Source organism: Streptococcus mitis, assembly GCF_001074635.1.
GTDB classification, from domain to species: Bacteria; Bacillota; Bacilli; order Lactobacillales; family Streptococcaceae; genus Streptococcus; species Streptococcus mitis_E.
Genome location: NZ_JUQO01000040.1, coordinates 22884 through 35159, shown reverse-complemented (window position 1 = coordinate 35159; position 12276 = coordinate 22884). Strand labels below are relative to the sequence as shown.

The 12276-nt window shown below is 41.2% G+C and carries 14 protein-coding genes; 7 read left to right on the top strand and 7 right to left on the bottom strand.

Going from position 1 to position 12276, the window contains the following annotated elements; translation table 11 throughout:
* Window positions 1-79 precede the first annotated feature (79 nt).
* Complete coding sequence (locus ADI58_RS01750; RefSeq protein ID WP_042900566.1) at window positions 80-709, bottom strand: MBL fold metallo-hydrolase; 630 nt, start codon at window positions 707-709, stop codon at window positions 80-82.
* A 123-nt stretch (window positions 710-832) separates the two neighbouring features.
* Window positions 833-1096 (bottom strand): hypothetical protein, encoded by a 264-nt coding sequence (locus ADI58_RS01745; RefSeq protein ID WP_049521217.1) that lies wholly within the window; start codon window positions 1094-1096, stop codon window positions 833-835.
* Window positions 1097-1440: 344 nt separating this feature from the next.
* Between ADI58_RS01745 and ADI58_RS01735 the strand changes: the two genes are divergently transcribed.
* Together ADI58_RS01735 and dtd are read left to right on the top strand one after the other, a co-directional pair.
* Entirely contained in the window at window positions 1441-3663 is a 2223-nt protein-coding gene (locus ADI58_RS01735; RefSeq protein ID WP_049521216.1) for a RelA/SpoT family protein, read from the top strand.
* Window positions 3664-3692: 29 nt separating this feature from the next.
* Complete coding sequence (gene dtd, locus ADI58_RS01730; RefSeq protein WP_049521215.1) at window positions 3693-4136, top strand: D-aminoacyl-tRNA deacylase; 444 nt, start codon at window positions 3693-3695, stop codon at window positions 4134-4136.
* 38 nt (window positions 4137-4174) lie between these two features.
* Here dtd and ADI58_RS10530 read toward each other — a convergent pair whose 3' ends face one another.
* The 4 genes from ADI58_RS10530 to ADI58_RS01700 all read right to left on the bottom strand — a co-directional run bounded on the left by ADI58_RS10530 (window position 4175) and on the right by ADI58_RS01700 (window position 6647).
* Window positions 4175-4588 carry a hypothetical protein gene (locus tag ADI58_RS10530; protein ID WP_080982433.1) on the bottom strand — a complete coding sequence of 138 codons (414 nt, stop codon included), beginning with the start codon at window positions 4586-4588 and terminating at the stop codon, window positions 4175-4177.
* A gap of 18 nt (window positions 4589-4606) precedes the next feature.
* Window positions 4607-5020, bottom strand: a complete 414-nt coding sequence (locus ADI58_RS01715) for a hypothetical protein (RefSeq protein ID WP_049521214.1) — start codon at window positions 5018-5020, stop codon at window positions 4607-4609.
* Between the two features lie 118 nt (window positions 5021-5138).
* Window positions 5139-5849: a nicotinamide mononucleotide transporter gene (locus ADI58_RS01710; RefSeq protein WP_193390582.1), complete on the bottom strand. Its 711-nt coding sequence runs from the start codon at window positions 5847-5849 to the stop codon at window positions 5139-5141.
* A gap of 147 nt (window positions 5850-5996) precedes the next feature.
* A complete protein-coding gene (locus tag ADI58_RS01700) occupies window positions 5997-6647 on the bottom strand; it encodes a metal-dependent transcriptional regulator (RefSeq protein WP_049521213.1) in 651 nt (216 codons plus the stop codon).
* 111 nt (window positions 6648-6758) lie between these two features.
* Here ADI58_RS01700 and ADI58_RS01695 point away from each other — a divergent pair, with 111 nt between their 5' ends.
* The 3 genes from ADI58_RS01695 (at window position 6759) to ADI58_RS01685 (ending at window position 9202) form a co-directional block, all read left to right on the top strand.
* Window positions 6759-7601 (top strand): metallophosphoesterase family protein, encoded by an 843-nt coding sequence (locus tag ADI58_RS01695; RefSeq protein WP_049521212.1) that lies wholly within the window; start codon window positions 6759-6761, stop codon window positions 7599-7601.
* Between the two features lie 75 nt (window positions 7602-7676).
* Window positions 7677-8114: an Rrf2 family transcriptional regulator gene (locus ADI58_RS01690; RefSeq protein WP_049521211.1), complete on the top strand. Its 438-nt coding sequence runs from the start codon at window positions 7677-7679 to the stop codon at window positions 8112-8114.
* Window positions 8115-8182: 68 nt separating this feature from the next.
* Window positions 8183-9202: a YdcF family protein gene (locus tag ADI58_RS01685; RefSeq protein WP_049521210.1), complete on the top strand. Its 1020-nt coding sequence runs from the start codon at window positions 8183-8185 to the stop codon at window positions 9200-9202.
* A gap of 86 nt (window positions 9203-9288) precedes the next feature.
* On the opposite strand, the gene ADI58_RS01680 is transcribed toward ADI58_RS01685, so the two are convergent.
* Entirely contained in the window at window positions 9289-10362 is a 1074-nt protein-coding gene (locus ADI58_RS01680; protein WP_049521209.1) for a DUF2974 domain-containing protein, read from the bottom strand.
* Window positions 10363-10517: 155 nt separating this feature from the next.
* On the opposite strand from ADI58_RS01680, the gene ADI58_RS01675 reads away from it, so the two are divergent.
* On the top strand, window positions 10518-11195 hold the full coding sequence (locus ADI58_RS01675) for a response regulator transcription factor (protein ID WP_049521208.1): 678 nt from the start codon (window positions 10518-10520) through the stop codon (window positions 11193-11195).
* Window positions 11188-12162 carry a sensor histidine kinase gene (locus tag ADI58_RS01670; RefSeq protein ID WP_049521207.1) on the top strand — a complete coding sequence of 325 codons (975 nt, stop codon included), beginning with the start codon at window positions 11188-11190 and terminating at the stop codon, window positions 12160-12162. The genes ADI58_RS01675 and ADI58_RS01670 overlap by 8 nt, the downstream gene beginning before the upstream one ends.
* Window positions 12163-12276 lie beyond the last annotated feature (114 nt).

The following is a 12276-nucleotide window of genomic DNA, read 5'->3' as shown; positions in this document are numbered from 1 at the left end:
GCAACCTGCGGCTAGCTTCCTAGTTTGCTCTTTGATTTTCATTGAGTATTAAATTACGATATCTATTGTCATCATCTTTCTAGAAAAAAGGATTGAAAGTTTTTTCGTGAGCGATGGTTGTAGCTGGACCATGTCCTGGATAGACATCGTAGTTTGGTAGGGTGAAGAGTTGGGTCTGGATACTGTGAAGAAGTTGCTCCATACTACCAGTCGGAAGATCGGTTCGTCCGATGGTTTCACGGAAAAGAGCATCTCCTGTCAAGACTAGGTGAGCATCAGGAAAGACGATAGAAACGCCGCCGATAGAGTGACCTGGTGTTGGCAAGACGGTGAAACGAAATTCCTCCAGTTGATATTCCTTATGAAAGACAAAGGTGTGTTCAGCAGGTTCTGCGACCACATCTGCCATATCATCATGACGAGGGAGACCAGAGAGGTTATCGACAGGAGTATAGAGCCAGCTAGCTTCGCTCTCTGCGATATAGACAGGAGGATTGCCAAAAGTTTCGCGAACCAAGTCCAGACTCATGATATGGTCGTAATGGGCATGGGTCAAGAGGATAGCGCAGATCGGTTTATTGATCTTCTCGATTGTCTGACGAATGGCTTCCCAATGGCTACCAGGATCAACAACGATGAGGTGCTTTTCTCCTTCTAGGTAATAGGTGTTTTCATAGGCAACAGGATTCACAGTTTTATGGATTTTCATATTAGCTCCAATCTCAAAGAATGTACTAAATTAAGTATAGCACAGTTGGGAAAAATAGGTAAGAATTTAGAATGAACTTAAAAACCAGCATGACTAGATGAAGACAGGCTGGTTATCAATTTATCAATATTGGAGAGGTGTCAATTGCCCTTCATAGGTTGCATAAACTCCGTCATTAGCTTGTTTGATAGACGTGATGTTTAGAGTGCCACCGTAGTTGGCTTCTCGTTTATCGCTATATTCACTATAACTTATCCTATTGGGCAGGTTCTGGTCGTTAGCATAGTATTGAACGACTGTTTTTTTATAGCTTTGCTGACTGAATAGGAACAGGCAGCTAACTCCTAACACTAGGAGAGCAAAGATAGAAATAGCAGTTTTTTTCATAGGTGTTCTCCTTATAAACTAAAGGATAAAAGAAAGTATTTTGAGGATTTTTAATTCCAAAATCCAGTCAAGGTACCAGTGTATGTGACACGAGTTCCATCGTTTATCTTTCTTATCTTCAATGGAATTGGGGAAGTCAGAAAGTCTTTCGGTTACAATATAGTTTCCGTTCTTCTATCTCTCCTTCTATCACCTAAGTTTAAAATCTAACTTCGTAATATATTATAGAGCAATAATTCAGAATTGTCAAGCAATTCTGAATTATTTTTTTCTTATTCTGTTCCAATCTAGTTTTCATATTCTTAAAAAAGTGATAAAATGGTAGGAAGAATTGGAGAGTAGAGATGCCAAAAGAAGTGAATTTGACGGGCGATGAGGTTGTCGCTCTAACGCAAAAATATTTATCAAAAGAAGATGTTGCTTTTGTCCATAAGGCCTTGGTCTATGCTGTTGAATGCCACAGTGGCCAGTATCGGAAATCTGGCGAACCTTATATCATTCATCCTATCCAAGTGGCAGGTATTTTAGCCAAACTCAAGCTGGATGCTGTAACAGTAGCCTGTGGTTTCTTGCATGATGTGGTGGAAGATACAGACGCGACCTTGGACGATTTGGAAAGAGAGTTTGGTCCTGATGTGCGTGTGATTGTCGATGGGGTTACCAAGCTTGGTAAGGTCAAGTACAAGTCTCATGAAGAGCAGCTGGCTGAAAACCATCGCAAGATGCTCATGGCCATGTCTGAGGACATCCGTGTTATTTTGGTCAAGCTGTCAGACCGTTTGCACAATATGAGGACGCTAAAACACCTTCGAAAAGACAAGCAGGAGCGTATTTCCAAAGAAACCATGGAAATCTATGCCCCGCTTGCCCATCGTTTGGGGATTTCCAGTGTTAAATGGGAATTGGAAGACCTATCTTTCCGTTATCTCAACCCAACGGAATTTTACAAGATTACCCATATGATGAAGGAAAAGCGCAGAGAGCGTGAGGCCTTGGTGGATGAGGTAGTTACGAAACTAGAAGACTATACGACAGATCGTCACCTAAAAGGGAAGATTTACGGTCGTCCCAAGCATATTTACTCAATTTTCCGCAAAATGCAGGATAAGAGAAAACGGTTTGAGGAAATCTATGACCTGATTGCCATTCGTTGTATTTTGGATACCCAAAGTGATGTTTATGCCATGCTTGGTTACGTGCATGAGCTTTGGAAGCCAATGCCTGGTCGTTTCAAAGACTATATCGCTAACCGCAAGGCCAATGGTTATCAGTCTATCCATACGACTGTTTACGGGCCAAAAGGACCGATTGAATTCCAGATTCGAACCAAGGCCATGCATGAGGTGGCTGAGTACGGGGTTGCGGCTCACTGGGCTTATAAGAAAGGCATTAAGGGGCAAGTCAACAGCAAGGAGTCTGCTATTGGGATGAACTGGATCAAGGAGATGATGGAGCTCCAAGACCAGGCTGATGATGCCAAGGAATTTGTGGACTCTGTTAAGGAAAACTATCTGGCTGAGGAGATTTACGTCTTTACCCCAGATGGAGCTGTCCGTTCCCTTCCAAAAGATTCAGGACCGATTGACTTTGCCTACGAAATCCATACCAAGGTCGGTGAAAAAGCAACTGGTGCCAAGGTCAATGGTCGTATGGTTCCACTGACAACCAAGCTCAAAACAGGAGATCAGGTTGAAATTGTCACTAACCCCAACTCCTTTGGACCTAGTCGTGACTGGCTCAATATGGTCAAGACCAGCAAGGCTCGTAACAAGATTCGTCAGTTCTTTAAAAACCAAGATAAGGAATTGTCTGTCAACAAGGGTCGTGAAATGTTGATGGCCCAGTTCCAAGAAAACGGCTATGTGGCCAATAAATTTATGGACAAGCGTCATATGGACCAAGTTCTGCAAAAGACCAGCTACAAGACAGAAGAATCTCTCTTTGCGGCCATTGGTTTTGGCGAAATCGGTGCGATTACTGTCTTTAACCGTCTGACTGAAAAGGAACGACGTGAGGAAGAACGTGCCAAGGCCAAGGCGGAGGCAGAAGAACTTGTCAAAGGCGGAGAGGTCAAGGTTGAAAATAAAGAAACCCTCAAGGTCAAGCATGAGGGTGGTGTGGTTATTGAAGGTGCCTCAGGTCTCCTCGTGCGGATTGCCAAGTGCTGTAATCCAGTGCCTGGTGATGATATTGTCGGCTACATTACCAAGGGTCGTGGTGTGGCTATTCACCGTGTGGACTGTATGAACCTGCGCGCCCAAGAAAACTACGAGCAACGTCTCCTTGATGTGGAGTGGGAAGACCAGTACTCTAGCTCAAATAAGGAGTATATGGCCCATATCGATATTTACGGCCTCAACCGTACAGGACTGTTGAACGATGTATTGCAAGTTCTATCAAACACAACCAAGAATATATCGACAGTTAACGCCCAACCAACCAAGGATATGAAATTTGCTAATATCCATGTGTCCTTCGGCATTGCCAACCTCTCGACGCTAACCACGGTTGTGGACAAGATTAAGAGTGTGCCAGAAGTTTACTCTGTCAAACGGACCAACGGCTAATGGTCTGAGTTCTTACTAGAAAGGCTATTATGAAAATCATTATCCAACGGGTTAAAGAAGCCCAAGTCAGTATTGAAGGTCAGGTTCAGGGAAAAATCAATCAGGGGCTCTTATTGCTGGTTGGTGTTGGACCAGAGGACCAAGAGGAAGATTTGGACTATGCTGTGAGAAAACTGGTCAACATGCGGATTTTTTCAGACGCAGAAGGAAAGATGAATCTGTCTGTCAAAGATATTGAAGGAGAAATCCTCTCTATTTCTCAGTTTACCCTCTTTGCGGATACTAAGAAAGGCAATCGTCCAGCCTTTACAGGCGCAGCCAAGCCTGATATGGCATCAGATTTTTATGACGCTTTCAATCAAAAATTAGCGCAGGAAGTGCCCGTTCAGACAGGGATCTTTGGATCGGATATGCAGGTTGAGCTGGTCAATGACGGACCAGTCACCATTATCCTTGATACTAAAAATAGATAAGAAAGACCAAGCCCAGTCAGCTTGGTTTTTCTCATCTATCACAAAATACTCCAAAATGAAATCTGTTCCTGATAGGCCTTGGGGAAATCTTGTTTTAAGATTTGGCAAGTGCGATAGGAAGGGATGAGATGGCCTAGGATGAGGAGAGTGCCCTGAAGAAAAAGTGGAATACCGCTTAAAAAGATCAAGGAGAGAATCATCAGACTATCCCATAGGAGGATTTGTAAGGCAAAACGCCAGAATTTTGGTCTAATCTGGGAATAGAGTTGACTAAAGTGGTCACAAAGCTGGTTAGAAAGATAGGTCAATAGCACAGGATGAAAGAAAATGAGCCAACCGCTATAAATTAACATCCAATCCCAAGTAAGTCTCTCTTTAAATGTCAAAAATGCCAGCATAATTCCATCAATGACAAGGAGCTCAATGGTCTTGGTGTAGATGATTTTTTTCATGCTAAGACCTCCTTTTCCTTAGAGACATTCCCACAAAGAGATATGTTTGTTGTAAAAGTCTAGATAGTTTTCTCTTAGGTGGTCAGCTGTCATATAATAAAAAGTAGAATGACAGGAAGTAAAGACTGGAGTAAGAGAGTAAAAATGTTGAGGGCCAGTGATGGCTAAAAAGACAAATAATAGTAGGTCGGCGGAGAGAATCTCTAAATAGTAAAGGCGAATTTTTTTGTTCATCTGAGGATAAATCTCAGCGAATTGATGTTTGAGTTGGACAACCAAGCGAAATAGCAGGAGTCCTTGAGCAAGGAGGAAAATAAAACCAGAGAGCAAGAGCCATTCTAAAGCTGTCTCGGGTCTAGTGATAAAAAATGCAAATAGTAGCAAATCAATGATTGCAATTGCTGTAAAATGGATTTTAAAGAGTTTTTTCATGACAAGACCTCCCTCTTTTATCTATCTTCATTCTACTCCAAACCAATGGGAGTTACAACTAAAATGATAAAAATTTTAGTAAGGAGATTCTGTTAGATTTCTTTATTTGATTTCCCTCTTATTGTTCCACCTCTTCATCATTCCAGACAAATAAAGCTCCGATTGCATTGAGGATATAAAAGATGTATTTTCCGGTATTGGCAAAATTTCCTTGAATACCAGCTTTTGTAAGCTGAACAAAATTGTAAATCAACCAAAAGCCCCACTGAGTTGTTAGTTTCAATGCGTTAAAAGCATTGGCAATGAGGGACAGTGCAAAGGCAATAGTTGTTACGTAGGCAAGGAGATTCATCTTTCCTCCATAGCCGATATAGTTTGTCACAAAGGCAAAGAGGAAGGCGATGATGGAAATGATCATGGCCGCCAATTTTACCTGTTTTTGGCTCATTTGGTTGGGTCTGCCTTCTTGCGAAGCTTCCCATTTCTTAATAGCAAAGGTATAAATGAGGAAGGTGACGGGATAAGTAATGATGGCCGCCTTATTTCCAAGGATATAATCAATAGCACCGGACAAAATGGTATTAACAATACCAAAGTAATTTCCCCATTTGCTTAATTTTCCCGTGAAACGAGTGGATAACATGGAAATCCCAACATTGATTACGGAAATTAATCCAAAGGGAACAAGAGCTGTCCATGGTCCCCAGTCTACAAATTTATCGAGGCGTGAGTTGAGGTAACCAGATGCAATTGCAATCCCAACGACCAGAGCAACTCCAAAGAGGTCAAACCATTTAGATGTAGCAAAAATTTTTAGTGATTTCTTCATATGTTAAACTATCTTTCTTGTTTTTTACAAACATTCTACAACTAAATGAAAGCAAAATCAAATAATAAAAATAAAACCCTGAAAATAAAACCCTGAAAATAAAACCCTGAAAATAAAACTTTCAGGGTTGGTTGGGTACTTGAGAAATTAGTCGATTTTCTCGACGTAGAGTTGTTTGGCAATGTCCATACTTACTTGTAAATCCTCATTTTTACTGAGGATAGTGAAGGTATTGCTGAAGCCATCAAACTGCTGGACTTGGAGACAGTCACCGATGTGAAGTGAGTGCTTATCCAAATAATGGAGAATGTCAAAACTATCGTGCACCCGAGTCAGGCGGTAGGCGCCAGCTTCCTTGATATCAGCTAGTGGCAGGTTATTGATTTCAACCAGGAGTTCTCCCTTGGCAGGAATAGTTCCTCCGTGAGGGCAAGTTTTGGGGAATCCAAGTAATTTTTCTAGTCTTTCCACGAAGAGGTCCGATACAGTATGTTCCAATACCTCAGCTTCCTCGTGAATCTGGTCACTCGTATAGTCTAAATGATGAACTAGAAAAACTTCAATCAAGCGGTGTTTACGGTAGAGTTCAGAGACCAGTTTAAGTCCAAGGTCAGTCAGTAGATAGCCACATTCCTTGTCCTTGAGGATGAGATTTTCGCTCTTCATCCGTTTAATCATTTCAGTTACGGCAGGGGGAGAGACTTGCATGCGAGCCGCAATTTCCTTGTTGGTAATCTTATGCAGGTATGTGCCAATTTCATAAATACATTTTAGATAATCTTCTTTATTCGGGGTCATTCGTTTCCTCTTGTCTAATATCTTTATCTAGTATATCAAAAAAAGCTAGATTTCTCTAGCTGTGACTTTTTATGTTATACTTATTGCAAGAGAAAAAACGAGGAGATGAATATGACAAAAATAGCTCTTCTTTCAGATATTCATGGAAATACTACAGCCTTGGAGGCTGTTTTGGCAGATACTCGGCAGCTAGGAGTGGATGAATACTGGCTTCTGGGAGATATTCTCATGCCAGGGACAGGGCGTAGAAGGATTTTGGACTTGTTGGCTCAACTACCGATTACAGCTAGAGTTTTGGGAAACTGGGAAGATAGTCTGTGGCATGGTGTCCGCAAGGAACTAGATAGTACTCGTCCTAGTCAACGTTATCTCTTGCGCCAGTGCCAGTATGTTTTAGAGGAAATTTCCCTAGAAGAAATTGAACTGCTCCACAATCAACCACTCCAGATTCATCGTCAGTTTGGGGATTTGACGGTGGGGATTAGCCACCATCTGCCTGATAAGAACTGGGGGAGAGAGTTGATTCATACTGGATCGCAAGAGGATTTTGACCGCTTGGTGACCAATCCGCCTTGTGATATTGCTGTTTATGGTCATATTCACCAGCAGTTGCTTCGTTACGGGACTGGTGGGCAATTGATTGTCAATCCGGGTTCAATTGGCCAGCCTTTCTTTCTAGATGCCCAGTTGCGGAAGGACTTGCGAGCCCAGTATATGATTTTAGAGTTTGATGACAAGGGCTTGGTAGATATGGACTTCCGACGGGTAGACTACGATGTGGCAGCTGAATTGCAGCTGGCTAAAGATCTTAAACTTCCCTATTTTGAGGTTTACTATGAAAGTCTGGTCAATGGTATCCACCATACTCATCATCAGGAATTTCTGAGAGAATTAGCCCAGAAAGAGGGTTATGATAGGGAATTAGATGCTTGGTTGAAAAGTGGTAACGATTGACATTACAACTAAAAAGGGTATAATAAAAGAAAAAGAAGAGTAGAGGCAGGCTAGCCTCGTAAAAAGGAGAAGAGGATGCAAATTCCAAGTAGATTTACCATTGCGACTCATATGCTGATAATTATTGCCCTCGAGGGGAAGGAAAGCAAGGTGACCAGTGATTTTCTGGCTGCTAGTGTTGGGGTCAATCCTGTCATTATCAGAAAGACCTTGTCTCAGTTGAAGAAGGCAGAGCTGATTTCAGTAGCGCGCGGAACAGGGGGAACAGAGATTGTCAAGGATCTCAAGGATATTAGTCTATTAGATGTTTATCAAGCGGTTGAGTGTCTTGGAAAGACTGGTCAACTCTTCAATTTTCATGACAATCCAAATCCAAATTGCCCAGTTGGAGCTCATATTCATGAGGTTTTGGATCAAAAATTGGAGAGAATTCAGCTGGCTATGGAGGCTGAACTTGGGCAGACCAGTTTAGAACAGGTCGTGGCTGATGCAGAGAGTCAGATGAAGGATTAAGAGGGATAGATGCCCTCTTTTTCTCTTTAGATAATTATGATAAAATGTAGTTATTAAAGGAGGAAGAAATGTATCTCGTTATAGGAATTGTATTAGCCTTTATAGTGTCATTTTGGAAGGATAATAGAAGTTTGTGGAATCCAGTATTATTTTTATTATCTCTCATTTCCAGTTATTTTTATCTAGGCTACCTTTTTTATCAAAATGGGTATGAGAAGATTCATTTCGCTTTTTTTATATTTCCCTTTATTTTACTTCCTTTTTTGCTTTTTCTGAGTGGTATCTTTTTAATCTATAATGGGGTCATTTTGTTGAAGCGAGAGGGACGTTCAAAGGCCAATTATCTCTCCATGCTCCTTGGAATAGTCATTTTGCTATTTTTTGCTTTGATGTCATTTCGATTGGGAGGACGACATGAATTATTTTACACCAATCACTTTCTAAATATTTTATTTGCATTTATTGCTTATTCTTACTTTATTTTTGGTTTTGCTTTTGTGGCTTTTATTCTGTACTCTATCTTGTATCTCTTTATTCCTAAGAAGAAGCATTATGATTTTATTATCATTCATGGTGCAGGTTTGTTAGACGGAGAAAAGGTAACACCTTTGCTGAAGAGGAGAATTGATAAGGCAGTGGAAGCTTATCACAAGTCTAAGAATCCTCATATCAAAATCATTGCCAGTGGTGGTCAAGGAGGAGATGAGAAGATTTCTGAAGCGCAGGCCATTACAAACTATCTTCTTGAAGAGACAGATGTTCCCCAAGATGCGATTATTCTGGAAGATCAATCAAGGACTACCTACGAGAACCTTCTCTTTTCTAAGGAACTTGGTGAGGAACTGGTAGCCAAACCTCAATTCCTCTTTGTTACAAATGACTATCATGTTTTTCGTACCAGTACCTATGCGCGTAAGTTAAATATGAAGGGAGATGGCCTCGGATGTAGGACGGCAGGCTACTACATACCATCTGCTTTTATTCGGGAGTACGTAGCGCTCTGTGTCAAGATGAAATGGCTCTTCCTTGCCTTGTATGTCCTGCTGTTAGTTATCATTTTGTTAGCCTATAAAGGGGTTATTTGGTAGTTAGATTTTATTAAAAAAGACTTAGAATGCACATGAAAGTCTGTGTTCTAGGTCTTTTGTTTTGTATACATTTAATTTTCAAGAGATTATCTATTTTTCCATGCTTGGTAACGGGTATCAATCAATAACTGGGTGAGGCGTCCCATGGTTTCCCTTTCTTCTGGAGTGAGGGATTGAGCTTGGACAAAGAGATGATGAATGTGTTCGATAGCCTTTAAGGACGACAGGTCATTAATGGAGCTAATACCAGCATCAAGAATAGTGCCAAAGAAGAGGTCGAAGTAGAGCTGAAGTTCCTCGTCAGGGACTGTTGCCACCCATTCCTTGAAGGTTGTGTCAACTTGTTGGCTATCACTGTTGGTCTTATCCAGTTGGACGAAGTGCTTGTCCTCAATCTGCCAACTAAAGGTATCGTGCTGGGCGATACCACCTAAGGCATTACTGTGCACGATGATTTGGTGGGCCGGAATTTCCAACATCATACCGATGATGGAACCTTGTGGAATGAAGACCTTGGTTTTATCCATTATCCTTTGATAGCTCTCGGTTTGTGTCAGTTCTTTGTGGAGACCGGGAGCATCAAAGGTATAAACTGCTGTGATTTGATTTTGCAAGCTTTGCTCAATTTGGCTAGCAGCATAGATGGCTAGATTTCCTCCCTTGGAATGCCCAGCCAGAATGATCTTTTGATTAGGATGTTGGGCAAAAAAGTTCTTTAAATAGCGAAGGGCGTGCTTTTGAGCAGGAATTTCCTTCATATAGGTCAGGTGGAAATCTTCCTTCCAACCAATGATGCTGTCATCAGTCCCACGAAAGACAATCAGATAGGTATCGAGAGTGAGGCGGTAGGTCATAGCCGCAAATTGTTTTTGCAGCTCAGGGTCGATATCATTAATAAAATGTGAGAGTTTGCAATTTTTGAAGCGTTTGTGTTGAGCTAGTTCATCTAATAGCTGGAGGCGATTTTTGCTGGTCAACATGTTTGGCTCCCTTGGAACCTGAGGTGCCAGGTCTAAAAGTCGCATAGGAGTTGTGGAGATCAAATTATCAAAGGAGAGGTAGGTGATTTCTGTTAAGGCTAGAATGTCTAACTCATTCAAAGGAAGGTCGTAAAAGGAATCGTGTGCGACATCTTTCAGATAGTCAAAAATATTGGCCATAAGAGCTCCTTTCTTTTTATTTATCTTATCAAATTTCCCTCAAATTAGCTAGTAGGGTTGCCTCACTTTGTTGGCTGAAAACAAGCTATTTCAAATTCAGTTTCAGACCTTCGAGCATGGAAAAATCTGTTATAATAATAGAAAAGGAGGAGCGCATGCACAAGATTTTATTAGTAGAAGATGACCAAATTATTCGTCAACAAGTCGGAAAAATGCTCTCTGAATGGGGATTTGAAGTGGTACTGGTAGAAGACTTTATGGAAGTTTTGAGTCTATTTGTTCAGTCGGAACCTCATCTGGTCCTCATGGATATTGGACTGCCTTTGTTTAATGGTTATCACTGGTGTCAGGAAATCCGCAAGATTTCCAAGGTCCCCATCATGTTTCTGTCTTCGAGAGACCAGGCTATGGATATTGTCATGGCAATCAATATGGGGGCGGATGACTTTGTGACCAAGCCTTTTGACCAGCAGGTTCTTTTAGCCAAGGTTCAGGGCTTGTTGCGTCGTTCCTATGAGTTTGGGCGTGACGAGAGTTTACTGGAATATGCTGGTGTGATTCTCAATACCAAATCAATGGATTTACATTATCAAGGGCAAGTCTTGAATTTGACCAAGAATGAATTCCAGATTTTACGCGTTTTGTTTGAGCATGCGGGCAATATTGTAGCGCGTGACGACCTGATGCGGGAACTTTGGAACAGTGACTTTTTCATTGATGATAATACCCTCTCTGTCAATGTGGCTCGATTGCGTAAAAAGTTGGAAGAGCAGGGCTTGGTAGGATTTATCGAGACCAAGAAAGGGATAGGGTACGGACTGAAGCATGCTTGATTGGAAACAATTTTTTCTAGATTATTTGCGCTCCCGTAGTCGTCTGTTTGTCTATCTGCTTGCTTTAGCATTTCTAGTTTTGCTTTTTCAGTTTTTATTTGCCAGTTTAGGAATTTACTTTCTCTATTTTTTCCTCTTGTGTTGCTTTGTAACCATTTTATTTTTCGCTTGGGATATATTGGCGGAGATGCAGGTCTATCGCCAGGAAGTTCTCTATGGGGAGAGGGAAGCCAAATCTCCATTGGAAATAGCCTTGGCTGAAAAATTAGAGGCGCGTGAGATGGAACTCTATCAGCAGAGGTCAGATTCAGAAAGAAAACTGACGGATTTGCTGGATTACTATACCTTGTGGGTCCATCAGATTAAGACCCCCATTGCAGCCAGTCAACTCTTAGTTGCAGAAGTAGCTGACCGCCAACTGAAGCAGCAGTTAGAACAGGAAATTTTCAAGATAGATTCCTATACCAATCTAGTCTTACAGTACCTGCGTTTAGAAAGTTTCCATGATGATTTGGTCTTAAAGAAGGTTCAAATAGAGGACTTGGTTAAGGAAATAATTCGTAAATATGCTCTTTTCTTTATTCAAAAAGGCTTAAATGTCAATTTACATGACCTTGATAAAGAAATCGTGACGGATAAAAAGTGGCTGCTAGTGGTTATTGAGCAAATCATTTCAAACAGTCTCAAATACACCAAGGAAGGTGGTCTGGAGATTTATATGGAAGGCCAGGAACTCTGTATCAAGGATACGGGAATCGGGATAAAAAACAGTGATGTACTCCGAGTCTTTGAACGTGGTTTCTCAGGCTATAATGGTCGTCTGACCCAGCAGTCATCTGGACTTGGCCTCTATCTCTCTAAGAAAATTTCTGAAGAACTGGGGCACCAGATTCGTATCGAGTCTGAGGTCGGAAAAGGAACGATAGTGCGGATTCAGTTTGCTCAAGTGAACTTAATCCTTGAGTGAGAAGAGACAATGAGTTTTTACCCAATCTCTTTTTGCTATATTTCAGGATATTTGAAGACTGTTTTTTACAAAACCAATAATAGAATTTTTAATACGGAATATAGTATAAATACT

Bases quoted from the DNA above. Each gene is read 5' to 3' on its own strand.
- ADI58_RS01750 (WP_042900566.1), bottom strand. From the start codon at position 709: ATGAAAATCCATAAAACTGTGAATCCTGTTGCCTATGAAAACACCTAT.
- ADI58_RS01745 (WP_049521217.1), bottom strand. From the start codon at position 1,096: ATGAAAAAAACTGCTATTTCTATCTTTGCTCTCCTAGTGTTAGGAGTT.
- ADI58_RS01735 (WP_049521216.1), top strand. From the start codon at position 1,441: ATGCCAAAAGAAGTGAATTTGACGGGCGATGAGGTTGTCGCTCTAACG.
- dtd (WP_049521215.1), top strand. From the start codon at position 3,693: ATGAAAATCATTATCCAACGGGTTAAAGAAGCCCAAGTCAGTATTGAA.
- ADI58_RS10530 (WP_080982433.1), bottom strand. From the start codon at position 4,588: ATGAAAAAAATCATCTACACCAAGACCATTGAGCTCCTTGTCATTGAT.
- ADI58_RS01715 (WP_049521214.1), bottom strand. From the start codon at position 5,020: ATGAAAAAACTCTTTAAAATCCATTTTACAGCAATTGCAATCATTGAT.
- ADI58_RS01710 (WP_193390582.1), bottom strand. From the start codon at position 5,849: ATGAAGAAATCACTAAAAATTTTTGCTACATCTAAATGGTTTGACCTC.
- ADI58_RS01700 (WP_049521213.1), bottom strand. From the start codon at position 6,647: ATGACCCCGAATAAAGAAGATTATCTAAAATGTATTTATGAAATTGGC.
- ADI58_RS01695 (WP_049521212.1), top strand. From the start codon at position 6,759: ATGACAAAAATAGCTCTTCTTTCAGATATTCATGGAAATACTACAGCC.
- ADI58_RS01690 (WP_049521211.1), top strand. From the start codon at position 7,677: ATGCAAATTCCAAGTAGATTTACCATTGCGACTCATATGCTGATAATT.
- ADI58_RS01685 (WP_049521210.1), top strand. From the start codon at position 8,183: ATGTATCTCGTTATAGGAATTGTATTAGCCTTTATAGTGTCATTTTGG.
- ADI58_RS01680 (WP_049521209.1), bottom strand. From the start codon at position 10,362: ATGGCCAATATTTTTGACTATCTGAAAGATGTCGCACACGATTCCTTT.
- ADI58_RS01675 (WP_049521208.1), top strand. From the start codon at position 10,518: ATGCACAAGATTTTATTAGTAGAAGATGACCAAATTATTCGTCAACAA.
- ADI58_RS01670 (WP_049521207.1), top strand. From the start codon at position 11,188: ATGCTTGATTGGAAACAATTTTTTCTAGATTATTTGCGCTCCCGTAGT.